Raw genomic sequence first — 25,856 nt, forward strand, 5'->3', positions numbered from 1 at the left:
ATGGCAGGTCATAGTAAATGGTCGAATATCAAACACCGCAAAGCGGCAAAAGATGCCCAGCGCGGTAAAATCTTCACTAAATTAATTCGTGAGCTCACTACAGCTGCGCGCGAGGGTGGCTCAGATGCCAGCACTAACCCTCGCTTGCGGGCAGCCATTGATAAAGCGCTGTCTAATAATATGACCCGCGATACGGTCGATCGCGCCGTAAAACGTGGCGCCGGTGAGCAAGACGGTGCAGCATTAGAAACCGTCATTTATGAAGGATATGGGCCTGCTGGTACCGCTGTGATGGTGGAGTGCATGACCGATAACCGTAACCGCACCGTGGCTGAAGTGCGCCATGCGTTTTCTAAAAATGGCGGCAACTTAGGCACCGATGGCTCGGTGGCCTATTTGTTTGAGAAAAAAGGCGTCATTAGCTATCAAGATCTCGATGAAGATACGGTAATGGAAGCCGCCCTGGAAGCGGGCGCCGATGATGTAGAAGTGAATGACGATGGCTCTATTGATGTTTACACCCAGTGGGAAGCCTTTGGCCAAGTAAAAGATGCGCTCGATGCAGCGGGATTAGAAGCGGTGAATGCCGAAGTGACCATGATCCCTACTACCAGTGCTCCACTGGATGAAGACACGGCACCTAAGTTTATGAAACTAGTAGATATGCTAGAAGACGCCGATGATGTGCAAGAGGTGTATCACAACGCCGATATTTCCGACGAGTTGGCCGCCTTGCTGTAAGTTTGAGCTGAGCCTGAAGTTAGCAGCCAGAAAGGCTAAGCGAGAAGCTCGCTTGCATGAGTTTTTTTACTTTTTTCTGGCTGTTCGCCGATGGCTTAACGCTTAACGCTTATCGCTTTAACTCATGGCCATTATCTTAGGCATAGATCCGGGCTCACGGATCACCGGCTACGGTGTCGTTCGCCAAGAGGGCAATAAAATGACCTATCTTGGCTCGGGCTGCATTCGTATGACAGATACTGAACTGGCACCGCGGCTAAAGAAAATTTATGACGGTGTCAGTGAGATTATTTTGCAATTTCAACCGGACTTATTCGCTATAGAGCAAGTCTTTATGGCGAAAAACCCTGACTCTGCTTTAAAGCTTGGCCAAGCGCGAGGTGCCGCCATTGTGGCTGCGGCCAATGCGGGGCTCACAGTCGCGGAATATTCAGCGCGCCAAATTAAGCAAGCGGTAGTAGGACAAGGCGGGGCGGCCAAAGCTCAAGTACAACACATGGTGGTGCGGATCTTAAGCTTACCGGGGACTCCTCAAGAAGATGCCGCTGATGGCTTAGCAGTGGCCTTGTGTCATGGTCATACTTATCAAAGTTTGATCAGCATGGCGGGTCACGTTAAAAGTACGGTGCGCGGCAGGCTACGCTGAACACAGCGCCGTACGTGCTACGCCGTACGTTTAGGGCAGACAAGGATGTTTATCTTTCACTTACGGCTTGCAGCGTAAGGCATCTAGCTTTGTTTACTGGATATTCATCCAGTTATTGATTATTCTTCGGCCATTACCAAGTGTGAGGAGAAGGGTGTGATTGGTCGCTTAAAAGGCATCATTGTTGAAAAACAAGCGCCTGAGATCTTAATTGATATTAACGGCGTGGGTTATGAAGTGACCTTGCCCATGAGTTGTTTTTACGACTTACCTAAGGTAGGCGAGAGCGCTACTGTGCTTATTCACTTTGTGGTACGTGAAGATGCACAGCTATTATTTGGTTTTAATACTAAGACCGAGCGTGCCTTATTTCGTGAGTTAATTAAAACCAATGGTGTGGGCCCTAAGCTGGCGCTCGGTATTATGTCGGGTATGACCGCCGACGAATTTATTTATCATATTGATCAAGGCGATATAAAAGCCTTAGTGAAATTGCCTGGAGTGGGTAAAAAAACCGCCGAGCGCTTGATTGTAGAAATGCGCGATCGCCTTAAAAACTTTGGTGGCTATGATCTCTTTAATCCTGCACCCGACACCGTAACTCAAGCTGGCCAAATAGATGGCGCAAAAAATGAAGCCATTGCTGCCTTGCAGGCCTTGGGTTATAAGCCTGCTGCCGCTGAAGCCATGATCCTTAAGATTGCCAAGCCCGAGCTCGACGTGGAGCAGTTGATCCGCGAAGCGCTCCGTAATCAGGTATAAGCATGATAGAAGCCGACCGTTTTATTGATCCCGCCCCGCTTGTGGAAGAAGAGTTAGTGGATCGCGCCATTCGCCCACGCAGTCTTTCTGAGTATCGAGGGCAAGATCATGTGCGCAGCCAAATGGAAATTTTTATTGAAGCGGCACGCCGTCGAGAAGAAGCGCTCGATCACTTATTGATCTTTGGCCCACCGGGTTTAGGTAAAACTACCTTGGCAAATATAGTGGCGCTGGAGATGGGGGTGAGCATTAAAACCACCTCGGGGCCAGTGCTAGAAAAAGCCGGTGATTTGGCGGCCATGCTTACCAATTTAGAGGCCGGCGATGTCTTGTTTATTGATGAGATCCACCGCTTAAGTCCGGTTGTGGAAGAAATTCTGTATCCCGCGATGGAAGATTATCAGCTCGATATTATGATAGGTGAGGGGCCAGCGGCGCGCTCTATTAAATTAGAGCTACCGCCTTTTACCCTAGTGGGTGCCACCACTCGCGCCGGCTCACTTACTTCACCGCTGCGCGATCGGTTTGGCATAGTACAACGACTGGAGTTTTATCAAGTGGCCGATTTGGCCCACATTGTAAGTCGTAGCGCTAATAAGCTTGGCTTAGTCATTGATGATGACGGCGCTTATGAAATGGCACGTCGGGCGCGCGGAACACCGCGTATTGCTAATCGCTTATTGCGCCGCGTACGTGACTTTGCCGAAGTTAAAGGCAGTGGCGAGATTAATGTCGATATTGCCGCTCAAGCGCTCGATATGCTGGATGTAGATAAACAAGGCTTCGATTATATGGATCGTAAGCTGTTAATCGCACTGCTTGATAAATTTATGGGCGGCCCGGTGGGCTTAGATAACTTAGCCGCTGCCATTGGGGAAGAAAAAGAAACCATTGAGGATGTCATAGAGCCATTTTTGATCCAACAAGGTTTCTTACAGCGCACTCCTCGTGGGCGCATGGCGACCCCGCGTGCTTATTTACACTTTGGCTTTGAATTACCTGAAGGGCGCTTGGCAGCGCCGCCCTTACCCCGCTAACCGACCCACCTTGTACGCCTTACGTTAAATAAAATAAGCTTTCTGCTGTTAACGTAAGGCGTACTGCCTAAAGTGTACCCTGCCGAGAATTGTCGTCGTTCTTGTTGCTTGTCTTCTCACCTAAATTTCTGTCAGGTATAGTAACTTATCCTTTTTGGCCCCACATGGCTGAACGAATCATGTCTAATACAGTCTTTACTTGGCCGGTGCGTATTTATTACGAAGATACGGATGCCGGTGGTATTGTTTATAATGCTAATTATTTGAAATATATGGAAAGAGCGCGTACCGAATGGTTACGCGCGCTCGATATAGAGCAAGACACCTTACTTGCCCAAGGCGTAGCATTTGTGGTGCGTAAGGTGGAACTGGATATGTTAAAGCCAGCACGCTTTAATGATGCACTAACCGTCACCGTGACGGTGAAAAAGCTTAAACGTGCCTCTATTGTGTTTGAGCAAGAAATTCTGGATGATGCGGGCCTTTCTCTGGTGCGGGGAACCGTGCTGATTGCATGTGTTCAAATTGCTCAAATGAAACCCTTTGCCATTCCTGAGCCGCTGATGGGAGTAATATCAGGTGCATGCTGAAATATCGTTTTTAGGTCTGTTTTTACAGGCCAGCTTATTAGTTAAATTTGTCATGCTGTTGTTGCTTGGCATGTCGGTATTATCGTGGGCGATGATCTTTAATCGCCGCAAAATATTGACCACTGCTCAGCAAGACTCAGTGAGCTTTGAAGATAAATTTTGGTCAGGCTCAGACTTAAGTCGGCTTTATCATGAAAGTAATGCTCGCCGCGATGACTTAGCAGGCATGGAGCAAATATTTTATGCCGGCTTTAAAGAGTTTATTCGCTTACAAAAACAAGGTCGTTCTCAAGAGAGCTTGTTAGATGGCACTTATCGCACCATGCGAGTGGCGTTATCGCGAGAAGTAGACCGGCTAGAAACCAACTTATCAATGCTGGCTACCATTGGCTCTATCAGCCCCTATATCGGCTTGTTTGGTACTGTGTGGGGCATAATGAATGCGTTTATTGCGCTGGCTGAAGTGCAACAAGCCACGCTCTCTATGGTGGCCCCAGGGATTGCGGAAGCCTTAATCGCCACTGCACTGGGCTTATTTGCTGCTATACCGGCGGTTATTGCCTATAACCGTTTTAGTTATCAAGTTGAGCGTCAAGAGAATCATCTGGCCAATTTTATGGATGAGTTTTCCACTATCTTAAACCGCCAAGTGGCGGCAGGTAAGGCATGATGCAAGGATATAAACGCAGACGACGTAAGAGTGTTGCCGAAATAAACGTAGTGCCCTACATAGACGTTATGTTGGTGCTATTAATTATTTTTATGGCCACCGCGCCCATTATCACCCAAGGGGTGAATGTGGACTTACCTCAAGCTGAAGCAGAAATGATGCCCGAGGACAGTGATAAGCCCTTGGTAGCCTCGGTGGATGCAGATGGCGTTTATTATTTGGATATTGGCGACAATAACAATCAAGCCATGGACTTGTTAGCCTTGGCTGACATGGTCATGAGCCAACTGCAGATCACGCCTAAATCCCCAGTGGTGGTAAAAGGCGACGCTCAGGTGCCCTATGACGCTGTAATCAAATTAATGGCAACCTTAAAAGCGGCCGGTGTACCCAGTGTGGGTTTGATGACGCAGCCGGAGTCATAAAGCGGTGATGACTCAGCAAGGCGGTATTAAAAAAGCCATTATTATTTCATTTGCACTGCATGTGATAGTGGGTTTGGTGTTGTTGGTGGGCTTGGACTTTAAAGCACCGCAGCGACCCTCACAGCCCGCCTCCATTATTGAAGCCACTATGATTGACAGTGGCATGATGGCTCAGCAGGCCAAACAGTTAGAAGCGATGCGCGCCGAGCGTGCCCAAAACCAAGCCGCGGAAGCGGCGGCACAAGCTAAGGCCGAAGCTCAAGCCGCTGCACAGGCGAAAGCGCAGGCAGAGGCGGAAAAAGCCGCGCAAGAACAAGCGGTCGCAGCAGCTAAGTCGGCTGCTCAAGCAGAACAACAAAAAATAGCCGAGCAGCGACAAGCCGCTCAAGAAAAGCAAGCTGCTGAAGAAAAAGCGGCGGCACAGGCAAAAGCGGCCGCCGAAGCGAAGGCGGCACAAGCGAAAGCCGATGAAGCTAAAGCATTAGCGGCAAAAAAACTGGCTGAAGAAAAGGCAGCAGCTGAGGCCAAAGCACAAGCAGAAGCGAAAGCTAAGGTAGAAGCCGAGGCCAAAGCCAAAGCCGCGGCCGATGCGAAAGCTAAAGCAGAGGCTGAGGCTAAAGCCAAGGCGGCTGATGCGAAAGCTAAGGCAGAAGCTGAGGCTAAGGCCAAAGCGGCGGCTGATGCGAAAGCTAAGGCAGACGCCGAGGCTAAGGCCAAAGCGGCGGCTGATGCGAAAGCTAAGGCAGACGCCGAGGCTAAAGCCAAAGCGGCGGCCGATGCGAAAGCCAAAGCAGAGGCTCAAGCGAAGAAAGCCGCCAGTGATCAAGCACTCAAAGACCTAGAAGCTATGATGGGAGATGACTTGGGTAAGAGCAGCGCACCTGTTGCTCCTTCTCAAGGTGAGATTGATCAAGCCAGAGCCATGATCCAGCAAGCGGTTGAACGCCACTTTCAAGTGAGTTCCACCATGCAAGGCAAACAATGTGTGGTTAATGTGCGCTTAGCCGCCGATGGCTTAGTGTTACAAGTGGGTGAGGGCAGTGGCGATAGGGCCGTATGTCAGGCAGGCATTGTGGCAATTCGTAAAGCCAGCCCCTTGCCGATGCCCAAAAACGCTGAACTCATTAAGCAAATACAGAACTTAAACTTAACTCTGAAACCGAGGCTATAGTGATGAGAAAACGATGGATGTGGTTATGGATACCGCTGTTATTGTTAACGGCACAGGCTAATGCAGCCTTTGATATTGAGATAACAGGCGGCACCGACAGTGCTCGCCCGGTAGCCGTCGTACCCTTTAAGTGGACGGGCGGCGGACAAATGCCTCAAGACTTAGCCGAGGTGGTGGCTAATGACTTTAGAAACAGTGGTATGTTTCGTCCACTCGATCGCAATCGCTTGCCGCAAAATGTGGCCAGTGCGAATGAATTAGATCCTAACCTATGGCGTGCTCACCAAGTGGATGCGGTCATGGTAGGCACCATAGAGCCGGCGGGTAATAATCAATATCGCATTAGCTTTGAGTTAGCCGATGTGTTGGGTCAAGACGGCGCTGAGCTTATGGAAAGTCGCACCGCCACTGTACCCGCTAACCAATTACGCCAATATGCGCATCGCATGGCGGATATTGCCTTTGAAAAACTCACCGGCATTAAAGGGGCGTTTTTAACTCGCATTGCTTATGTGAATGTTCAGCATGGGGCTGACTTTCCGTATCAGCTAAAAATTGCCGACTACGATGGTTTTAATGAGCAGTTATTACTGCGCTCTCGCGAGCCGTTAATGTCACCTGCTTGGTCACCTGATGGCCGCAAATTGGCGTATGTGTCTTTTGAAAATAAGAAAGCTGAAATTGTGGTACAAGATATTTATAGCCAGCAGCGCCAAGTAGTGAGTTCTGAGCGGGGCATTAATGGTGCGCCCCAGTTTTCACCGGATGGCAGCAAATTAGCCTTGGTATTATCTCGTGATGGCCAGCCAGAAGTGTATGTGCTCAATTTAGCGAATAAACAATATAAGCGTATTACTAATAACCGCAGTATCGATACCGAGCCCACCTGGGCGGCCGATGGTCAGTCTATTTACTTTGTGTCTGAGCGCGGTGGTAAACCACAAGTTTACCAAGCCAATGTGAACTCCGGTGATACTCGCCGCGTTACCTTTCAAGGTGACACTAATTTAGGCCCACGTGTTACGGGCGATGGCAAAAGCTTAGTGCTAGTTAGCCGCGCACAAGGGAAATACCGTATTGCTCGTCAAGATTTGGATGGAGGACAGTTGCAAGTGTTAACCGAAACACAACTCGATGAGTCGCCCAGCCCAGCTCCAAACGGCACTATGATTATCTATAGTACCACCTATCAAGGCCGCCAAGTGCTGTCTTTGGTGTCTATGGATGGTCGCTTTAAGGCCAGGCTTCCAGCACGAAATGGTGATGTTCGTGCACCGGCATGGTCACCGTACCTTAACTAAACTAAAAACAAACGAAAGGAAATCAAAATGCAAATGAAGAAATTGCTGCAGAGTCTGGCCATTGCCCTGCCGATGTTAACGCTTGCCGCATGTAGCTCCACTTCTGACTCAGACGGTGTGGGTGGCATGGATGACAGCTATCAAGAAGGGGGTAGCGGTATCCAAACGGGTGGCATGCAAAATGGCGGCGCTATGTCTGCTGAAGAGCAAATGCGTGAGCAGTATGAGCAATTACGTCGTGAAAATGTCATCTACTTTGAATTTGACCAAGACGAAGTGAGCGGCCATTATGCGCAAGTACTAGAAGCACACGCTAATTACTTGCGTGCTAACTCATCTGTGAGTATTTTAGTGGAAGGCCATGCAGATGAGCGTGGCACACCAGAATACAACATTGCTTTAGGTGAGCGTCGTGCTAAAGCAGTGACCAGTTACTTGCAGAGCTTAGGTGTGAGCGGTGCTCAGTTGGCTATCGTTAGCTACGGTGAAGAAAAGCCAGTGGATGCCTCACATACCGAGTCTGCGTTCTCTAAGAACCGTCGTGCGGTTCTGGTTTATTAAGGTTTAATTACTTTTATGACCTATAAATTAGCGGCCATAGTGATGGCCGCTGTTTTATCCACCGCCTGCTTGGCGCAAGCGCCAGTAGGCAGTGTGGGTGGCAGCGGCTCTGTAAATGAACGATTAGCAGAATTAGAGCGGGCTTTTAATGCTCGTAGCCAATCTCAAATAACCCAACACAATCAGCTTAACTCGCTACAGCGAGAAGTTAACGAGCTGCGCGGTAATCTAGAAGAGCAAGGTCATCGGCTTGAGCAAGTAATTGATCGCCAGCGCGATATTTTATTACAGCTTCAAGACTTGGCAGACAGTGCGCAAAAGCGTACTGCTGAGCCTGAAAAAAAAACCAGCCAGACTAAAACTCAGGCCGCACCCGAGCAAGCCGCTCCTGAGCAAGCTAAGGCGCAAGACAGTGAAAGCTCCATTACCAGCCATGGTAATGAGCAGGCCGCTTACGATCACGCAGTGAATTTAGTGTTACAAGATAAAGACTATGCGGCGGCCATTCCGGCGTTTGCCCGATTTATTACCCAATATCCAGAGTCGAACTATGTTCCTAACTCTCATTATTGGTTAGGGCAGCTACTATTTGCCCAAAAGCGTTACGATCAAGCTAAGTCGCAGTTTGCTCGGGTAGTAGAAGCGTATCCACAGTCCACAAAGCGCGCCGAGTCGTTATTAAAGCTTGGGCTGATTGCCCAGCAACAAAATGATAATGCCAAAGCAAAATTATATTTAGAACAAGTATTAAGTGAGTATGGCAGTAGTAGCTCCGCAGGCTCCGCTAAGCAAGCTTTAGAAAAGTTATAGCGCCTATTTAGCGAAGTTTGGCAGTAGTAGTGCTCACTCCTTAAGCAAACAGTATTAAATGATGATTTAGCGGTTGCACCGAAAAATAAAATCCGTAATATAGGCCGCCGTTGGCAGGGGAGCTTTATAAGTGTACTTGCTGGCTAAAAAGTAACAAAAATTGGGGCATTAGCTCAGTTGGTAGAGCAGTTGACTTTTAATCAATTGGTCGCAGGTTCGAATCCCGCATGCCCCACCAGATTTAAGATAGTCCCAGGGTGATTAGCTCAGCTGGGAGAGCACCTCCCTTACAAGGAGGGGGTCACTGGTTCGAGCCCAGTATCACCCACCAAATTAAATAAAGTTAGGGTTTAGCCAACTGCGAAACGTTAACTGAAATCCCAGGGTGATTAGCTCAGCTGGGAGAGCACCTCCCTTACAAGGAGGGGGTCACTGGTTCGAGCCCAGTATCACCCACCAAATTAAGTAAAGTTAGGGTTTAGCCCACCGCGAAACGCTAACTGAAAGCCCAGGGTGATTAGCTCAGCTGGGAGAGCACCTCCCTTACAAGGAGGGGGTCACTGGTTCGAGCCCAGTATCACCCACCATATTTAGTAGTAAGTAATACCGATTTATCGGGGCATTAGCTCAGTTGGTAGAGCAGTTGACTTTTAATCAATTGGTCGCAGGTTCGAATCCCGCATGCCCCACCAGATTTAAGACAGTCCCAGGGTGATTAGCTCAGCTGGGAGAGCACCTCCCTTACAAGGAGGGGGTCACTGGTTCGAGCCCAGTATCACCCACCATATTTAGTAGTAAGTAATACCGATTTATCGGGGCATTAGCTCAGTTGGTAGAGCAGTTGACTTTTAATCAATTGGTCGCAGGTTCGAATCCCGCATGCCCCACCAGATTTAAGATAGTCCCAGGGTGATTAGCTCAGCTGGGAGAGCACCTCCCTTACAAGGAGGGGGTCACTGGTTCGAGCCCAGTATCACCCACCATATTTAGCAGTAAGCAATACCGATTTATCGGGGCATTAGCTCAGTTGGTAGAGCAGTTGACTTTTAATCAATTGGTCGCAGGTTCGAATCCCGCATGCCCCACCAGATTTAAGACAGTCCCAGGGTGATTAGCTCAGCTGGGAGAGCACCTCCCTTACAAGGAGGGGGTCACTGGTTCGAGCCCAGTATCACCCACCATATTTAGCAGTAAATAATACCGATTTATCGGGGCATTAGCTCAGTTGGTAGAGCAGTTGACTTTTAATCAATTGGTCGCAGGTTCGAATCCCGCATGCCCCACCATCCCCTTATTACTCCTCCCCATCTTGCAATTTATTTTCCAAAACCATTTCATCCCCCTGTATGTATTAAAAATTAGCAAAATGGTGCTTGTTCCCTGCCAACTTATGCTTAATGGTCACAAGATTTGGGTTACTTGGTCAGTAGCGTTATAATGCTGGCTCTTGAGCAATCCGGATGGAACACGGGAACTTGTTATGACTGAAGCTGTTGATATTTACGAATTTGATTATCCATTTCCCGCCAAGCCGGCTGCGCTGACGGTTGATCAGCAGCGGGAATTGACAGCAGAAATTAAAGAACTGCTTATTGCGCGTAATGCGGTATTAGTAGCGCATTATTATACAGATCCTATTATTCAAGCACTTGCCGAAGAAACCGGAGGTTGTGTTTCCGACTCTTTAGAGATGGCGCGCTTTGGTAAAGAGCATAGCGCTAAAACGCTGATCGTGGCCGGGGTGCGCTTTATGGGCGAAACCTCTAAGATCTTAAGTCCTGAAAAAACCGTGCTGATGCCTACTCTTGAAGCTGAGTGCTCGCTAGATTTGGGCTGCCCGGCAGATGAGTTTACTGAATTTTGTGATAATCACCCTGATCATACGGTGGTGGTGTACGCCAATACCTCGGCCGCCGTTAAAGCGCGCGCCGACTGGGTGGTGACCTCTAGCATAGCGCTAGAAATTGTTGAGCACTTAGACAGCGAAGGCCACAAAATTATTTGGGCGCCCGATCGCCATTTAGGTGCCTACATTGAAAAAGAAACCGGTACCGAAATGCTCCGTTGGCAAGCGGCTTGCATTGTGCACGATGAGTTTCGAGCTAAAGCGCTAAAAGAGCTTAAGGCACAATATCCCGAAGCGGCGGTATTAGTCCACCCAGAGTCTCCGGCGTCGGTCATTGCGCTGGCCGATGCGGTAGGCTCTACCAGTCAGTTGATTAAAGCGGCGCAAAGCTTACCTAATAACAAACTGATTGTGGCCACCGATCAGGGTATCTTCTACAAGATGCAACAAGCCTGCCCTGATAAAGAGCTAGTGGCTGCCCCCACTGGGGGAAATGGTGGGACCTGTCGAAGCTGTGCTAATTGCCCGTGGATGGCGATGAATGGCTTAGAGTCGATTCGTGATGCGCTGCGCGATGGCGGCAGCAGTCATGAAATTCACGTTGATGAAGCCACGCGTATTAAAGCCATGATCCCACTGGAGCGCATGCTTAACTTTGCCGCACAGCTGCGCCTAAAAGTGCAGAGCAATATATAGCACTTTGCTAAGGAGCGCTGCTGCTTGGTATCAGCTAAATAACCTAGCTGGCCAATAACGTTAAAAAACCGGCGTCGAGTGCTCTCACGCCGGTTTTTTAGTGGCTGCTCGCCGTAAATAATATTCAAATGACGCTAATTCATAAAACTGTCACACTGATTGCTAATAATGGTCATACACAAGTCAGATTAAGGATAGTGAGATGACGCGAAAAATTCTCGTGGTAGAAGATGAAGTCGCCATTCGTGATATGTTGTGTTTGATGTTAGAACAAAAAGGCTTTATCCCTGAGCCCGCAGGCGATTACCAGCAAGCGCTGAGTCTGCTTACAGAGCCCTACCCTGAGCTTATTTTATTAGATTGGATGCTACCTGGTGGCAGCGGCATCAAGTTAATTAAGCAGCTGAAAGAAAATGAGCATACTCGCCACATACCGATTGTGATGTTGACCGCGCGCGCCGAAGAAGAAGATAAAATAAAAGGCCTAGATGTGGGCGCCGATGATTACATTACCAAACCCTTTTCCGTAAAAGAGCTGACTTCGCGTTTAAATGCGGTATTACGCCGCGTGGCGCCCACGGCCGTTGACGACATTATCGAAGTACAAGGACTGAAGTTAGATCCGGTGAGTCATAGAGTCAGTGCTCATGATCAACAACTTGAGTTAGGCCCTACCGAGTTTCGATTACTCCATTTTTTTATGACGCACCCCGAGCGAGTTTATAGCCGCGAGCAGTTATTAAATAATGTGTGGGGCACCAATGTCTATGTGGAAGACAGAACCGTAGATGTGCACATTAGACGCCTGCGCAAAGCCATTTCTCACTCGCAGCACCATTTGTTTATTCAAACGGTGCGCGGCGCCGGTTATCGTTTTTCCACTCGCCTTTGAGGCTAAGCTAACTATGCAGTTACATGAGTCCAGTCGTGGTTTATGGGCGCGGTTAGTCTTTTTTTATGGCGCTTTCTTGGTGCTGAGCTTAGTGATAGAAAGAGTGGCGCTGGGGCTGTTGTGTGCCACAGTGCTACATTTGTTATGGCACTATCGCTTTCAACACAAATTAAAAGTGTGGCTATGGCGAGACCGCAGCTTAATTCCGCCTCATGGCAAGGGCAGTTGGGAGTCTATTTTTAACGGGCTTTATCGACAGCAACAACGCCAGCGCGCCCGCCGTCGTGAATTAGCACGCCTTATCCGCCGTTTTCGCCAAGGCGCAGAAGCGCTACCCGATGCCGCCGTGGTAATTGGCCACGATGGCAATATTATTTGGTGCAATAAGCTTGCCCAGCAATTACTGGGCTTTCGCTGGCCAGATGACGCTGGCCAGCATATTGGCAACTTGATCCGCGCGCCTTTATTTATCGCCTATATGGAGCGCGGAGAGTTTCAAGAGCCATTGGAGCTTAGTGCGCCGCAACGCGAACAAACGCTGCTTGAGTTTCGAGTGATGGATTATATTGAAGACCAGCTGTTATTAGTGGTGCGCGATATCACTCGTTTGCGCAGCCTTGAGCAAATGCGTAAAAATTTTGTAGCCAATGTGTCCCATGAATTACGCACTCCGCTAACGGTGCTCAAGGGCTATCTGGAATTATTAGAAGAACCTCCAGCAACTGACATGTGGCAAAAGACGCAGGCTGTAATGTTAGAGCAAACGCTACGCATGGAAGCACTGGTGCAACAGTTAATGACACTGAGCCGCATTGAAGCATCAAGCCCTGAAGATGCGCAGCAAGTGGTGGATGTGCCTAGTATGCTTTCTATGCTGGAGCATGAGGCGCATGCCTTAAGTGGTGAAAAAAAGCATGATGTTTATTTTGAAGTAGATGACCAATTACAGGTGTTGGGGTGTGCTGAGCAGCTGCGCAGTATTGTATCTAATTTGGTTTATAACGCCATTCGCCATACCGCCCACGGTTGTGCCATTAAGGTGCAATGGTGCCGGGTAGGGCAACAGGCTTACTTTGCGGTTATTGACAAGGGTGAGGGGATACCGGCGGCGCATTTAGCTCGCCTCACTGAGCGTTTTTATCGCGTGGATAAAGCGCGCAGTCGCCAAACCGGCGGTTCGGGGTTGGGCTTGGCCATCGTTAAGCACGCACTGGCCCACCATGAATCTCAATTAACGATGACTAGCGAGCCCAATAAAGGCAGCTGCTTTAGTTTTATGTTACCTGAGCACCGAGTGTTTAAGCCCAAGCGTGATCTGTTTGAGTAAGTAGCAATTATTTGCTTAGTCACACTAATTAATGGCTAGTTTAAAGTGATCTTTCATCGGTTGGTCACGATTATTTCATCTGTCTGTCATCTAAGCCGGTGATACTGGCCTTATCTAAATGGAAGCGACTCAGATGGAGAAAGTGATGAAAGGCAATACCTTAGTAATGGCGCTGGGTTTAACGGCGATGCTGGCTTCAGCGTCGACACTGGCAAGCCAAGACCGCTTAGCTGACTATGAGAAAGTGGGGGGCATTTCTGGGAATTTATCGTCGGTGGGCTCAGACACCTTAGCCAATATGGCCACGCTATGGGGCGAGGCGTTCACCCGTTATTACCCTAACGTAAATATTCAAATTCAAGCGGCCGGCTCCTCTACCGCCCCCGCCGCACTTACCGAAGGTACGGCGCAATTTGGCCCCATGAGTCGCGCCATGAAAAGTAACGAAATTGAAGCCTTTGAAAAGCGCTATGGCTATAAACCCACGCCGGTGCGCGTGGCCATTGATGCGCTAGCGGTGTTTGTGCACAAAGATAACCCGATTGAAGGTTTAAGTTTGGATCAAGTAGACGCTATTTTTTCTAGTACTCTGGCTTGTGGCCGCTCAGAAAAAATTACTCAATGGGGTAAGACGGGCTTAACGGGTAACTGGAGCCAGCGTGATATTCAGCTCTATGGTCGTAATTCGGTGTCTGGTACTTATGGTTACTTTAAAGATCAGGCGCTGTGTAAAGGTGATTTTAAAAATAATGTCAACGAGCAACCTGGCTCTGCTTCTGTGGTGCAGTCGGTGTCGTCTTCATTAAACGCCATTGGTTACTCGGGCTTAGGTTATAGCACTTCGAGTGTACGAGCCGTCCCGTTAGCGAAGGTTGGCTCAACAGACTATATCGCGGCTAATTCAGAAAATGCCATTAGCGGTGATTATCCTTTATCGCGCTTTTTATATGTCTATGTCAATAAGCACCCTAATAAGCCATTAGGGCCAATGGAAGCCGAATTCGTTAAGTTAATGCTCTCTCAACAAGGCCAAGACATAGTGAGTCAAGATGGTTATGTCTCAGTGCCCGCCAGTGTGGCCGCCACTGATTTGAAAAAGTTAGGATTAGAGTAGGCCTTGTATTAACTCAACCTTACCTTCTGCCTCGAGCTGCATACTCGGGGCTTTTTTATGTCTGAATGAGCAGGGCAATGTTTTGCCTTTGTCACAAAGTTGTCATCTGGAGCCTTTATTATAGGCGCACTGGATATTTATTGAGGTGAACCATGTCAACAGCGAGCAAACAAGCCCTCACCTTAGCGGGTAATCGTAAGCGTTGGCTAACCGATCGAATAGCACAAATTGGCGTCACTGCCGGTGGTATTTTGGTATTGGTCATGCTGTTGCTGATCTTCTTTTATTTACTCTATGTGGTTAAACCTATCTTCGATAGTGCCCGCGTTGAACCGGGCCACGAATTTAGCCTACAGCTTAATGCTGGCGATGACGTAGGTAAGACGCTGCTGTTAGGAGTAGAGGAACAAAACGAGCTGGTGTATCGCTTTAGTGACAGCGGTGACGTGAGCTTTTACTCTTTGCCTGAGCAAGGTAAGCGAATTTATGACTTTAAACTCGATGAGCCAGTTAGTATCAGTGCTCGCAGCCTGAGTCAAAATATGGTGGCCTATGGCATTGCGGGGGGCGCGATTAAGGTATTAGCGCCCACATTTAATGTTAGCTACCCTGAAAATACGCGCGTTATTCAACCTGAGGTAGCTTTTCCGTTTGGCCAAGCGCCGTTAGTGGTAGATAAACAGCAGCGCACCCTCGCTCAGCTAAGCATCGCCGCTAAGGAAAACGACTTAGCAGTGGCAGCCATCACCGAATCTGGCGCAGGTGTGTTGACCCGCTTTAGCGCTAAACAAAACTTGATGACGGGCGAGCTAACCTTGAGCTCTACTCAAGTACAGCTCTCAGGCTTACCCACTGACGTGGAACAGTTATTGCTAACGCCTAATTTGCGCTTCTTATTTGCGCGCAGCGCCAATGAGGTGTGGGTGTATGATGTGCGCAATATCAATAAGGTAGTGCTGCGCAACGTGCTCACCATGAATGCACCCGGCGCTAATATTACCTCGCTTAGCTTATTATCTGGTGGTCATTCCCTATTAGTGGCCAACGATAACGGCATCATATCTCAGTGGTTTGAAGTGGCGCGCGCGGGTAAGCGTGAATTTACTTTTATTCGTGATTTTGCCACTGACGGTGCGGTCGCTAATATCACCTCAGAGGTCAATCGTAAGGGCTTTGTTACCACCTCCAGTAGCGGTAATTTAGATATATTTCATACCACAGGCGGTGTGCGATTATTTTCTGCCCCCCTAGCGAAAGGCGAGGTATCGGCACTTGCCATATCGCCGCGTAATTCCCTATTGCTGCTACAAAACAAAGATAAAATATCTACTTTCTATGTTGAAAACGAACACCCCGAAGTCACCATGAAAGCGCTCTGGACTAAGGTGTGGTATGAGGGATATTCCGAGCCGCAATATGTGTGGCAGTCTACCTCGGGTAGCAGTGATTTTGAGTCAAAATTAAGCTTAATTCCTATCTCCTTTGGCACGCTTAAAGCCGCTTTTTATGCGCTGTTATTTGCTATTCCCATTGCCATCGCCGGCGCCGTTTATACCGCTTACTTTATGTCTCCAGGACTTAGAAAGGTAATAAAGCCCACGGTGGAAATTATGGAAGCACTGCCGACGGTGATTTTAGGCTTTTTAGCTGGACTATGGCTGGCGCCATTAATTGAAAGCCATTTGCCTGGCATGGTGCTTTTACTAGTGCTGCTGCCGATGTCGATGCTATTGATGGCCTTTGGTTGGCAGCTTTTACCGGCCTATTTGCGCAATCGGGTACCCGAAGGCTGGCAGGCTATTTTATTACTGCCGCTGGTGGTGTTGGTAGGTTGGTTGTCATTTGCGCTGAGTCCTTGGCTTGAAACCTGGTTATTTAATGGCAATGCCCGCGGCTTTTTAACCAATGAACTGGGCATTGGCTTTGATCAGCGCAATTCTTTGGTGGTAGGCATTGCCATGGGCTTTGCGGTGATCCCCACTATCTTCTCCATTGCCGAAGATGCGGTATTTTCAGTGCCGCGCCATCTTTCTCATGGCTCCTTAGCCTTAGGTGCCACTACGTGGCAAACCTTAACCCGAGTGGTGATGCTCACCGCTAGCCCTGGAATTTTCTCGGCGGTGATGATGGGGCTGGGCCGAGCAGTCGGTGAAACTATGATAGTGCTGATGGCCACAGGAAATACTCCGGTGATGGACTTAAGCATCTTTAGTGGTATGCGTACCTTAGCCGCTAATATTGCGGTGGAAATGCCGGAGGCAGAAGTCAATAGCTCCCATTATCGGGTGCTATTTTTAGCCGCATTCTTGCTTTTTGTTTTCACCTTCTTATTTAACACGGTTGCCGAGTTTGTTCGCCAGCGACTGCGTGACAAATACAGTTCAATGTAGAGGCAACTTAATGAATAAATGGTTTAAGTCTGGCACGCCTTGGATTTGGATGACCGGCGGGGCCGTCAGTATTAGCTTGGTGGCAGTATTAGGATTATTACTGCTAATAGGTTGGCGCGGTTTAACCTTTTTCTGGCCACACAGTATCTATGAATGGCAGGTAAGCACCCCACAAGGTGAGCAATATAGAGTGATTGGTGAAATTCATGACTGCGAGCAAGTGCCAGTAGCTCAACTGCGCGGTGCCGGTTTAGCGCTTGAAGATGTAAATAGCGAAACGCTGAATCGTTATTTAATTAAAACTGGTAATCGTGAATTTGTGCCACTCGATTTTCGCTGGTTATTAGAAACCAACATTCTAGCACGTCAACAACCCACTAATTTAGTGGTATTGGAGCGTGCTACCCACGGTAATTTTTATGGGGTGGTAGAGCAAATACAGCAAGCAGATACCGTATTAGATGGCGATGTGCGTGAGCAATTAAAAGCTCGAATAGCGCGGGTACGCACGCTTAATAGTGAGATTAAGTCGCTGCAAAATGGCGAGATTGGCACCATTAACTATCAACTAGAAAAACTACGCCTTAAACAGCGCCGCTTAGAGCTAGATGGACAGATAAGTGAGGCGACGCTGGCTGATATCCATGCCCAAGAGCGCCAATTAAGAGCCGATTATCAGGTGTTGGAAAAACAGCTCTTTGCGCTGCGAGAGCAGGCCGCAAGGGACAGCGTGGTAGTGCGTGATATGCGCGGCGAACCGGTTACTATCTCATTGGGCAATGTGCTAGATGCCACTTGGCCCAATGACATGAGTCTGTTGGCCAAAACAGGGCATTGGTTTTTACAAATCGGTAAATTTGTCAGTGGTGAACCCCGAGAGGCGAATACCGAGGGCGGCGTATTTCCTGCTATTTTCGGTACTGTGTTTATGGTGATCTTAATGGCGATTATTGTCACGCCACTAGGAGTAGTAGCAGCGATTTATCTGCATGAATACGCAGGGAAAAATAATCTCACTAAGATGATCCGCATTGCGGTGATTAACTTAGCAGGCGTGCCCTCCATTGTGTATGGTGTATTTGGCTTGGGCTTTTTCGTGTACATGGTAGGGGGCTCAATAGATCAGTTGTTTTATCCTGAATCACTCCCTACGCCCACCTTTGGCTCGCCCGGTGTTTTATGGTCGGCGCTCACTTTGGCCATTTTGACCTTGCCGGTGGTGATTGTTTCTACCGAAGAAGGCTTAGCGCGCATTCCAAGTGCAGTACGCCAAGGCTCACTGGCGTTAGGGGCCACGAAAGCTGAAACGCTGTGGCGGATTGTTATTCCTATGGCGAGCCCAGCCATTATGACGGGGCTTATTTTAGCCATCGCCCGCGCTGCCGGTGAAGTGGCGCCTTTAATGTTGGTGGGGGTGGTGAAATTGGCACCCAGCTTACCTGTGGACGCTAACTTTCCGTATTTACATTTAGAGCGAAAATTTATGCACTTGGGCTTTCATATTTATGACGTGGGTTTTCAAAGTCCTAACGTAGAGGCGGCACGGCCGCTCGTGTATGCCACCTCTTTTTTATTGGTGACGGTGATCATAGGCTTAAATTTAACCGCCATCGGTATTCGTAATCATCTTCGGGAAAAATTTCGCGCACTCGATCAATAAACGTCTCAGTGTCTCTAGTTATTGGTGAATTTAACGAACAGTTTAAGGTAGTCAGATGATGAAGTTAGCCATGAGTCACAATACCGCTCAAACACTGGATCCGCAGCAATTAACGGCTGAGCAAACGGCGCTGCAAATTCGTGAGCTTAATTTATTTTATGGCGCTAAACAGGCGCTATTTAATGTAGACATGAATATTGCTAAAGGCCAAGTCACGGCTTTTATTGGGCCCTCGGGATGTGGTAAGTCGTCGTTACTGCGCTGTATTAATCGCATGAATGATTTAGTAGAAAACTGTCGAATTGAAGGTGAAATTCGCTTACAAGAGCACAATATTTATGCAAAAGGTGTGGATGTAGCGGCACTACGTCGCCAAGTAGGTATGGTATTTCAGCGGCCTAACCCGTTTCCCAAGTCCATTTATGAAAATGTGGTGTATGGCCTGCGTCTGCAAGGCATTAACGATAGACGCCGCCTCGATGACGCTGTAGAGCGCTCACTACGAGCGGCTGCGTTGTGGGATGAAGCGAAAGACCGCTTGCAAGAAAATGCCTTTGGCTTATCAGGCGGGCAACAACAGCGACTAGTGATAGCGCGCGCCATTGCCATTGAGCCCGAAGTCTTATTACTCGATGAGCCCACTTCGGCCCTAGATCCTATTTCTACATTAGTGATTGAGGAGCTGATTAATACCCTAAAGCAACAATTTAGTGTGGTGATCGTTACCCATAATATGCAGCAAGCGGCACGGGTATCGGATCACACCGCCTTTATGTACATGGGCGAGCTGATTGAATATACCGACACCAACACCTTGTTTACCACACCAAGTCAGAAAAAAACCGAAGATTACATTACCGGCCGCTACGGTTAAGGATACCTATGAATAATCTTAATTTAAAAAAGCATATTTCTGGCCAGTTTAATACTGAGCTAGAAGAGGTTGTTAATCAGGTGCTGGTCATGGGTGGTTTAGTAGAGCAGCAGTTAATTGATGCCATTAGTGCCATTCATACTCAAGACTTAGATTTAGCACGCCTAATTGTGACAAAAGATCAGCAAGTGAATCTGCTTGAAGTCGACATAGATGAAGACTGCACCCGTATTATTGCTAAGCGCCAACCGGCAGCGTCGGACTTACGCTTGGTATTAGCCATTATTAAGACCATTACCGACTTAGAGCGTATTGGCGATGTGGCAAAACGCATTGGCATGATGGTGATAGATAATGCTAATAAGAAACAGCCACCTTTAGTGTCGATGGAGAATATGGGACTGCGCACCGTAAAAATGCTACATGAGGTGTTGGATGCCTTTGCCCGCATGGATGTAGTAGCGGCCATTGAAGTGCATAAAGAAGATGCCAAAGTGGATCGCGAGTACGAGTCTATTATTCGTGAGCTAATGACCTTTATGATGGAAGATCCGCGCTCCATCCCCCAAGTATTAAATGTATTGTGGTGTGCCCGCTCCTTAGAGCGGGTGGGTGATCGAGTGCAAAATATTGCCGAATACATTATTTATTTCGTTAAAGGAAAAGATGTACGCCACCGCAGTGATGAAGATATTTACACTCTTTTAGACTCTTAAGCTTTAGTCATATCACAAAGAGAGTCCTTTGTACCTTCTTTTGAGAAGTGATTAAAGTGAAGGCTAAAAAAAACGGCATCAAGCACCAGCTTTGCCGTTTTTCTAAGTCAATAAAATTAGCGCTGTTCTTCGCCCCCTAAGGCGGCGATAAGATCGGGAATAAAACGCGATAATTCACCGGTAACTAAGGCAAAATCGGCATCAAAGCGGGCGACGGCGTCTTCACTGGTGACATCGTCGTTTTCTTCGCGCAACTCTTCTGAGAATTTTAAGCGTTTAATACTCATATCATCGCTTAAAATAAAGCTCACCGTTTCTGCCCAATTAAGGGCTAACTTAGTCACCAGTTTATCGGCTTCTAAATGCACCTTAATTTCTTCACTTAATAAGTCATGCTGCTTGGCGCGAATAATACCGCCATGCTCTAGTGCCGAGCGCAGCTCTACTTCATCTTCTAGAGCAAAGCCGGCCGGTGCCGTGCCATCTTTTAGCCACTCGGTCAGGGTGAGCTCAGGTGGCGTAGTCATGGCTAAGGGGACGACGGGCAGTGAGCCAATGCTTTTGCGTAATAAAGCCAATAAGTCTTCGGCGCGTTTCGCCGAGCTAGCATCCACGGCAATAAAACCATCTTGAGGATTGATCCAGGCAAATGTTTGTTGAAAACGGCTAAAGGCGCGGGGTAATAAGTCGACAATAATCTCTTCTTTAATGGCGTCTTTTTCTTTCTTTTTTAGCGCGCGGCCTTGTTCAAGCTCAATGGTTTCTACTTTTTCAGCCACCATGTCATTGATGACTGAGCCTGGTAGCATCTTATCTTCTTTTTTCGCACACAATAAAATTTGCTCACCGGCAACGTGAGTAATGGCCTGGCCTTGTTTACCCAAAGGCGCTACCCAACCAAATTTAGACTGCTCTTGGCTACCACAAGGGGTAAAGGGCAGGGCTTCGAGCTGCTTTTCCAGATCTTCCACTGACACATCAAACGGGCGGGTAAAACGATAAATCTGCAGGTTCTTAAACCACATAGCATCCTCGATAGCGAGCCACAAAAAAGGCATTGTACTGCAAACTGGCTTTGTGATCAGGCAGTCATTATCAAAGAGCCGTGACTGATCTGGCTCACAGTGCCTAATAAAATGCCGCGCCGACTCCTAGATGATAGATACACTCATTTAACTTAGTCTCCACCCTTATTCTTCCACTGGAGTGCTTTGATGATACGAGCTGCTAGGCCAACAGATGAGCAAGCCATTCATGACATTTGGTTATTAGCTTCTTTGCAAGCGCACGACTTTATTCCTGCGGCTTTTTGGTGGCAGCAACAAGAAGCGCTGCGCGCGCGTTATTTACCCGAGGCAGAAATTTGGCTATGGGATCAAGCAGGAGATATACAGGGCTTTGTCGCGTTACTTGATGATTATGTGGCGGCCTTGTTCGTGCGCCCCGATTGCCAACAACAAGGGATAGGCCGCCAGTTGTTGAACAACGTAAAAAATAAACGCCGCCAATTATTAATGCGTGTTTATTGTGAAAACGACATTGCGATGAATTTTTATTTAAGCCAAGGCTTTACGGTCGTAAAAGAAGAAATAGATACCGCCAGTGGCCAGCCGATATTATTTTTAAGATACCTTCCTGCTAACAGCCATTAAGGCTGGGTCATCTCCTGTCCTTAATAATGCTTATTTTTCGTCTTTTGCATTTTGCTATTTAAGTGCGTGTTATGCGTGGCATTTTGGCTGAATAAAAAGCGCTAATTCAAAGGCTTTCTTATTCATAAATCGGTCATTTAGTAGCTAAATCAAGCCAAAATCGGCGAAAAAACGAAGAAATAGTAGAAAATGACTCTATGATGTCTTTTTTATTAATTATAAGTGTGGCTATATAGAGACTATGTTTAGACGCACTAATTCGTGGCAGGAGTCGATATGGAAATTAGAAAAATCCGCAGTGGCGAAGCGGGCAGTATTTGGCGTTTGCTCCACGATACCGTGCACCGCATCAATGACGCGGATTATAGTCAAGATGAGCTTGTAGTATGGGCACCCGATGAATATGACGCGCCCCATTGGGTGAGTCGTTTTATTCGCACTCATCCAATAGTAGCGACCGAGGGGCGGGCCTTATTAGGGTTTGCCGAGTTAGCTGAAGACGGTCGCATCGACTTATTCTACGTTCATCATGCACACCAAGGGCAAGGGGTAGGGCGCGCCTTAATGCAGCGTCTTAAGGCCGAAGCGGGTGCTCGTGGCTTAAAGCGACTCTATTGCGAAGCCAGTATTACCGCTAAGCCCTTTTTTGAGCGAATGGGCTTTACCTTTGTTGAGCAAAAAGAGTTAGCGCGCAAGGGTGAGCGAGTGCAGGTGTTATTAATGGAAAGTCGAGTTTAAGAGGGTGCTGTATGACCCACTCATATCGCAAGGCAGTCTAGACTCTGCGGTCGATGAGCATTGAGATTATAAAAACAAACGCCAGAAAAAAGACGGCAAAAAGCCACTTCTTAGAAGTGGCTTTTTTGATTTGGTCGGCGTGAGAGGATTCGAACCTCCGACCCCTAACACCCCATAAGGGTTGGGTAGTGTCTATCTTAGTCTATTACTGTCTCTCATTGTCTACGAGTTTTTTGTAAGCTTTTGTAATACAATGTTTTATTGTTATCCCTCTTCCATTCCCGTCTACAGATGTTTATTATTAGCCACGTCCAATTCACTACCAATTCACTACCAGGATCTAGGTGGTTATAATTTATGGCTAATATCACTGATAAATCATTACGAGCAAAAGCAACTTCCAAAAGCCAGTGGCTACGTGAGTCGATGATCTGGGGCCATGGTTCTCTTCTTGCAAGAATAACTCCTGCCGGTGAGAGACTCTTCTATTTTGAGTATACCAACTCCAACAAAAAAAGAGTGACACTGCCTATTGGTACATTTGGAGCTAAAGAAGGCCTGATTAGTTTGGCGGTTGCCAGGCAGAAAGCCATGCAGTTGGCATCGTTACACAAAGAGGGGTACGTCGACCTAAAAGAGCACCTTGAGCAGGAAGAGCAGCTTCAAGCTATTGCTCGAGAGTCACAACTTGCTAAAGATAGGGCAGAGCGAGCTGCTGTAGAGGCTCAAGTTACGGTACGTGAGCTATTCGAGCACTGGGCTCAGGTTGTTTTAGTTAATCGTAAAGATGGTGGCGCAGAAATACGTCGGATGTTTAATAAGGATGTGCTGCCTATCATCGGCGACATATATGTTGCTGACGTGAAAAAGGGCCATATCACCTTAGTAACCGATAAACTTCTTGCTCGGCAAGTAAACAATACTGCTAAGAGAGCTTTGGCATTAATGCGGCAAATGTTTAGGTTTGCGGTTGATCGAGATATTATTGAGCACGATCCCACCGCTAGTCTTCGTAAAGCGAGTATTGGCGGCAAGACGGTAGAGCGAGACCGTATATTAAGTGAAGATGAGATCCAGCTCTTAGCTATGAAGCTACCCAAAGCTAACCTATTACTGACTTCTCAGATTGCAGTCTGGCTTAGCTTATCTACTTGCTGCCGGATAGGGGAGTTACTATCAGCGAAGTGGAAGCATCTAGACTTTGATAAGGGTATCTGGACCATCCCTCCGGAGAATAGTAAAAACGGTAAGCTGCACACCGTTTATTTGTCAGAATTCAGTAAGCAGAAGTTTCTAGAGTTAAAGCGCATCAATGGCGACTTTGTTTACTGCTATCCAAACCGTGCTGGTGATAACCATATCTGCACTAAGACGGTGACTAGGCAGTTAAGTGATAGACAAAAACAAGGTGAGCAGGAAGCTTATTCCAATCGTAGTAAGCATAAAGAAGCCTTGGTGCTATCACATGGCGGCAAGTGGACACCGCACGATCTAAGGCGTACAGGTGCGACTCTAATGACCGCTTTAGGGGTATTACCTGAAGTAGCAGAGCGCTGCCTTAACCATACGGATGACAACAAAGTTAGACGCATTTACCAGCGCTACAGCTACCAAGACGAGATGGCTGATGCCTGGCGTTTGCTGGGTGAGCATATTAGTAAATTAACTTCTATAAATTAAATTTAAGTAGCGAGAGATATTGTAATAAATAGTTTTTTTTTGACAATGACTTAGTAGTTGATTAAGTAGTGTGGCTATCAAGTGCCTAGGTTTCAGAAACCAAGGGTGGTTTATAGTTGCAGTGGTGGTTATGAATAAACAAAATAACTTATGTGAGTTTTTAATTAGACTAACATGGTAATCTGGACGCGAGGCGTTTTTATAAAAACATGATGGTTGCTTGGTTTTTACTTTATAAGGTAGCGTTTTAATTAATAATAAAAAAATCTGATGCGAGGTTGTAATCTTAATGTCTGGTTTTTGTAAGGTGGATAGATGCAAGGTAATTGCCATCTCGCATCTGTCTTTATCCATTCATTTTATTTTTTATTGAAAAATTTATTGTACTCACTCCTTATTGCCCACTCTAACACCTTCTTCATTGTCACCTCTTTTTTGTCCATAAGCTCACCCAGCATATGTTTAGACTCTTTGCTAATATATGTATTAATTAGCTTGTTATTTTTGTTATCCATTCTAAGTTTTTTTTGTCGCCAGGCACCTTTCATTTTTAGTAGAAATAGTTCTTTTTTACTATCTTCTACATCCCACAGGGCAATAAAAGAAAATACAGAGTGAAATTTAAGATAGTTATTTAAAGGTCGAATGAAATCTAAAGATAAGTCGTTGTCAGCAATATAGTTCCATGACCACTCTACACATACAGTGTCGTCTTCATTAATGAAATTTAGCTTTTTTAAAAAACAAGCACCATTAGTTATTAATTCTTTTATGCTTTCTATTATCTGTCGCTTTTCACTCAGTTGGTAATTGCAAAAGTCCATGAAGTACACGATGAAATTAAATGCTTCCTCATGAGTAGTTGGGTTATCCGTTATATTTAGAAAACTGTACTGATCATTAACGCCAATTATATCAATCATATTATTATTGTTGGCTTTAAGTTTAGAGTATCTTCTAATGAAGGCCCATGCAATGAAGCAGTTTTTATCGCTCCCATTAAGCCATTCAATGGCGCTATCATTTAAGAAGTTTTTCTTTATATCGGAACGCATTGTTGTTACTAAACCATCAGCCTCCTTGCTAGTTTTGCATCTTTTTATTAGTGCGCTGTTGATTGCTTTGCAATGAGTATTAACCCCATGTGAATGTTCATAGTTAATCTCAAATCCCTTTTCTTGTAAGTAGTTAATGTACAACCTGCAAAGCCTAACGCTATCAGTGATAACAGGATTATTAAGAACTATACCATCTACATTAAGCTCTGGTCTTGCCATGCCAACCTCTGTGCACTACGTAACAGTACGGTAACTATACCATAGTAAAATTAGATAAAACCTTCTTCATCTCATATTTATACACAAGTGTTCATGTTATGTTCCTAAAGTTGCTTTGAACTTATGGGGCTACGTGAACCTGGTTTTTTCATAATAAAATAGCAAGGAATGGACTTTGTATCTTTTCCTATAACCATAGCTAGCCACCATGCTCACCTTCTCGACTCATTAATGCCTAAAGTCATGCAGTACTCACTATCTACTTCTACTAGTAACTTTA

At 46.9% G+C, this 25,856-nt stretch carries 24 protein-coding genes and 11 tRNA genes; 33 read left to right on the plus strand and 2 right to left on the minus strand.

The window, feature by feature from the left end:
- From CBP12_RS00900 to phoU, 30 genes are all read left to right on the plus strand, one after another.
- Positions 1-741 (plus strand): YebC/PmpR family DNA-binding transcriptional regulator, encoded by a 741-nt coding sequence (locus tag CBP12_RS00900; protein WP_086962083.1) that lies wholly within the window; start codon positions 1-3, stop codon positions 739-741.
- A 124-nt stretch (positions 742-865) separates the two neighbouring features.
- Entirely contained in the window at positions 866-1,387 is a 522-nt protein-coding gene (gene ruvC / locus CBP12_RS00905; protein ID WP_086962085.1) for a crossover junction endodeoxyribonuclease RuvC, read from the plus strand.
- 156 nt (positions 1,388-1,543) lie between these two features.
- Positions 1,544-2,149, plus strand: a complete 606-nt coding sequence (gene ruvA, locus CBP12_RS00910; protein ID WP_086962087.1) for a Holliday junction branch migration protein RuvA — start codon at positions 1,544-1,546, stop codon at positions 2,147-2,149.
- Positions 2,150-2,151: 2 nt separating this feature from the next.
- On the plus strand, positions 2,152-3,186 hold the full coding sequence (gene ruvB / locus CBP12_RS00915; protein WP_086962089.1) for a Holliday junction branch migration DNA helicase RuvB: 1,035 nt from the start codon (positions 2,152-2,154) through the stop codon (positions 3,184-3,186).
- A gap of 179 nt (positions 3,187-3,365) precedes the next feature.
- Complete coding sequence (gene ybgC, locus CBP12_RS00920; RefSeq protein ID WP_086962091.1) at positions 3,366-3,776, plus strand: tol-pal system-associated acyl-CoA thioesterase; 411 nt, start codon at positions 3,366-3,368, stop codon at positions 3,774-3,776.
- Positions 3,766-4,446, plus strand: a complete 681-nt coding sequence (gene tolQ, locus CBP12_RS00925) for a protein TolQ (protein ID WP_086962093.1) — start codon at positions 3,766-3,768, stop codon at positions 4,444-4,446. The genes ybgC and tolQ overlap by 11 nt, the downstream gene beginning before the upstream one ends.
- Complete coding sequence (gene tolR / locus CBP12_RS00930) at positions 4,446-4,871, plus strand: protein TolR (protein WP_086962095.1); 426 nt, start codon at positions 4,446-4,448, stop codon at positions 4,869-4,871. Before tolQ ends, tolR begins: the two co-directional genes overlap by 1 nt.
- Positions 4,872-4,878: 7 nt before the next feature.
- Complete coding sequence (gene tolA, locus CBP12_RS00935) at positions 4,879-6,042, plus strand: cell envelope integrity protein TolA (RefSeq protein WP_086962097.1); 1,164 nt, start codon at positions 4,879-4,881, stop codon at positions 6,040-6,042.
- Positions 6,043-6,044: 2 nt separating this feature from the next.
- Positions 6,045-7,343 (plus strand): Tol-Pal system beta propeller repeat protein TolB, encoded by a 1,299-nt coding sequence (tolB, locus tag CBP12_RS00940; RefSeq protein ID WP_198341828.1) that lies wholly within the window; start codon positions 6,045-6,047, stop codon positions 7,341-7,343.
- 27 nt (positions 7,344-7,370) lie between these two features.
- Positions 7,371-7,904, plus strand: coding sequence for a peptidoglycan-associated lipoprotein Pal (pal, locus tag CBP12_RS00945; RefSeq protein ID WP_086962102.1), 534 nt, complete (start codon positions 7,371-7,373; stop codon positions 7,902-7,904).
- Between the two features lie 15 nt (positions 7,905-7,919).
- Positions 7,920-8,714 carry a tol-pal system protein YbgF gene (gene ybgF, locus CBP12_RS00950; RefSeq protein ID WP_086962104.1) on the plus strand — a complete coding sequence of 265 codons (795 nt, stop codon included), beginning with the start codon at positions 7,920-7,922 and terminating at the stop codon, positions 8,712-8,714.
- A 162-nt stretch (positions 8,715-8,876) separates the two neighbouring features.
- A tRNA-Lys gene (locus tag CBP12_RS00955) sits at positions 8,877-8,952 on the plus strand.
- Between the two features lie 17 nt (positions 8,953-8,969).
- Positions 8,970-9,045 (plus strand) — tRNA-Val (locus CBP12_RS00960).
- Positions 9,046-9,097: 52 nt separating this feature from the next.
- Positions 9,098-9,173, plus strand: a tRNA-Val gene (locus tag CBP12_RS00965).
- A gap of 52 nt (positions 9,174-9,225) precedes the next feature.
- A tRNA-Val gene (locus tag CBP12_RS00970) sits at positions 9,226-9,301 on the plus strand.
- Between the two features lie 29 nt (positions 9,302-9,330).
- Positions 9,331-9,406: transfer RNA gene (locus CBP12_RS00975), tRNA-Lys, on the plus strand.
- A 17-nt stretch (positions 9,407-9,423) separates the two neighbouring features.
- Positions 9,424-9,499: transfer RNA gene (locus CBP12_RS00980), tRNA-Val, on the plus strand.
- A gap of 29 nt (positions 9,500-9,528) precedes the next feature.
- Positions 9,529-9,604, plus strand: a tRNA-Lys gene (locus tag CBP12_RS00985).
- Between the two features lie 17 nt (positions 9,605-9,621).
- Positions 9,622-9,697: transfer RNA gene (locus tag CBP12_RS00990), tRNA-Val, on the plus strand.
- A gap of 29 nt (positions 9,698-9,726) precedes the next feature.
- A tRNA-Lys gene (locus CBP12_RS00995) sits at positions 9,727-9,802 on the plus strand.
- A gap of 17 nt (positions 9,803-9,819) precedes the next feature.
- A tRNA-Val gene (locus CBP12_RS01000) sits at positions 9,820-9,895 on the plus strand.
- Positions 9,896-9,924: 29 nt separating this feature from the next.
- A tRNA-Lys gene (locus CBP12_RS01005) sits at positions 9,925-10,000 on the plus strand.
- A gap of 194 nt (positions 10,001-10,194) precedes the next feature.
- On the plus strand, positions 10,195-11,256 hold the full coding sequence (gene nadA / locus CBP12_RS01010) for a quinolinate synthase NadA (RefSeq protein ID WP_086962106.1): 1,062 nt from the start codon (positions 10,195-10,197) through the stop codon (positions 11,254-11,256).
- 202 nt (positions 11,257-11,458) lie between these two features.
- The gene (phoB, locus tag CBP12_RS01015; RefSeq protein WP_086962108.1) at positions 11,459-12,148 is read left to right on the plus strand and encodes a phosphate regulon transcriptional regulator PhoB; all 690 of its coding nucleotides are present in this window, start codon (positions 11,459-11,461) and stop codon (positions 12,146-12,148) included.
- Between the two features lie 13 nt (positions 12,149-12,161).
- Entirely contained in the window at positions 12,162-13,475 is a 1,314-nt protein-coding gene (gene phoR, locus CBP12_RS01020) for a phosphate regulon sensor histidine kinase PhoR (protein WP_086962110.1), read from the plus strand.
- 145 nt (positions 13,476-13,620) lie between these two features.
- Positions 13,621-14,589: a PstS family phosphate ABC transporter substrate-binding protein gene (locus tag CBP12_RS01025; RefSeq protein WP_086962112.1), complete on the plus strand. Its 969-nt coding sequence runs from the start codon at positions 13,621-13,623 to the stop codon at positions 14,587-14,589.
- A gap of 152 nt (positions 14,590-14,741) precedes the next feature.
- The gene (locus CBP12_RS01030) at positions 14,742-16,979 is read left to right on the plus strand and encodes an ABC transporter permease subunit (RefSeq protein WP_086962114.1); all 2,238 of its coding nucleotides are present in this window, start codon (positions 14,742-14,744) and stop codon (positions 16,977-16,979) included.
- Positions 16,980-16,989: 10 nt separating this feature from the next.
- A complete protein-coding gene (gene pstA, locus CBP12_RS01035; RefSeq protein WP_086962116.1) occupies positions 16,990-18,639 on the plus strand; it encodes a phosphate ABC transporter permease PstA in 1,650 nt (549 codons plus the stop codon).
- 55 nt (positions 18,640-18,694) lie between these two features.
- Positions 18,695-19,513 carry a phosphate ABC transporter ATP-binding protein PstB gene (pstB, locus tag CBP12_RS01040; protein ID WP_086962118.1) on the plus strand — a complete coding sequence of 273 codons (819 nt, stop codon included), beginning with the start codon at positions 18,695-18,697 and terminating at the stop codon, positions 19,511-19,513.
- Between the two features lie 8 nt (positions 19,514-19,521).
- On the plus strand, positions 19,522-20,229 hold the full coding sequence (gene phoU / locus CBP12_RS01045) for a phosphate signaling complex protein PhoU (RefSeq protein WP_086962120.1): 708 nt from the start codon (positions 19,522-19,524) through the stop codon (positions 20,227-20,229).
- 116 nt (positions 20,230-20,345) lie between these two features.
- Here the strand turns inward: phoU and rdgC are convergent, their stop codons facing one another.
- Entirely contained in the window at positions 20,346-21,254 is a 909-nt protein-coding gene (rdgC, locus tag CBP12_RS01050; protein WP_086965259.1) for a recombination-associated protein RdgC, read from the minus strand.
- 189 nt (positions 21,255-21,443) lie between these two features.
- Between rdgC and CBP12_RS01055 the strand changes: the two genes are divergently transcribed.
- The 3 genes from CBP12_RS01055 (at position 21,444) to CBP12_RS01065 (ending at position 24,299) form a co-directional block, all read left to right on the plus strand.
- Positions 21,444-21,881: a GNAT family N-acetyltransferase gene (locus CBP12_RS01055; RefSeq protein WP_086962122.1), complete on the plus strand. Its 438-nt coding sequence runs from the start codon at positions 21,444-21,446 to the stop codon at positions 21,879-21,881.
- Between the two features lie 276 nt (positions 21,882-22,157).
- Positions 22,158-22,619, plus strand: a complete 462-nt coding sequence (locus CBP12_RS01060) for a GNAT family N-acetyltransferase (RefSeq protein WP_086962124.1) — start codon at positions 22,158-22,160, stop codon at positions 22,617-22,619.
- Positions 22,620-22,976: 357 nt separating this feature from the next.
- Complete coding sequence (locus CBP12_RS01065) at positions 22,977-24,299, plus strand: tyrosine-type recombinase/integrase (RefSeq protein WP_086962127.1); 1,323 nt, start codon at positions 22,977-22,979, stop codon at positions 24,297-24,299.
- A gap of 359 nt (positions 24,300-24,658) precedes the next feature.
- Here CBP12_RS01065 and CBP12_RS01075 read toward each other — a convergent pair whose 3' ends face one another.
- Positions 24,659-25,576, minus strand: coding sequence for a hypothetical protein (locus CBP12_RS01075; RefSeq protein ID WP_086962131.1), 918 nt, complete (start codon positions 25,574-25,576; stop codon positions 24,659-24,661).
- Between the last annotated feature and the right edge of the window lie 280 nt (positions 25,577-25,856).

Origin of the sequence: Oceanisphaera avium (genome assembly GCF_002157875.1) — a bacterium.
In the GTDB taxonomy this organism is placed as follows: Bacteria; Pseudomonadota; Gammaproteobacteria; order Enterobacterales; family Aeromonadaceae; genus Oceanimonas; species Oceanimonas avium.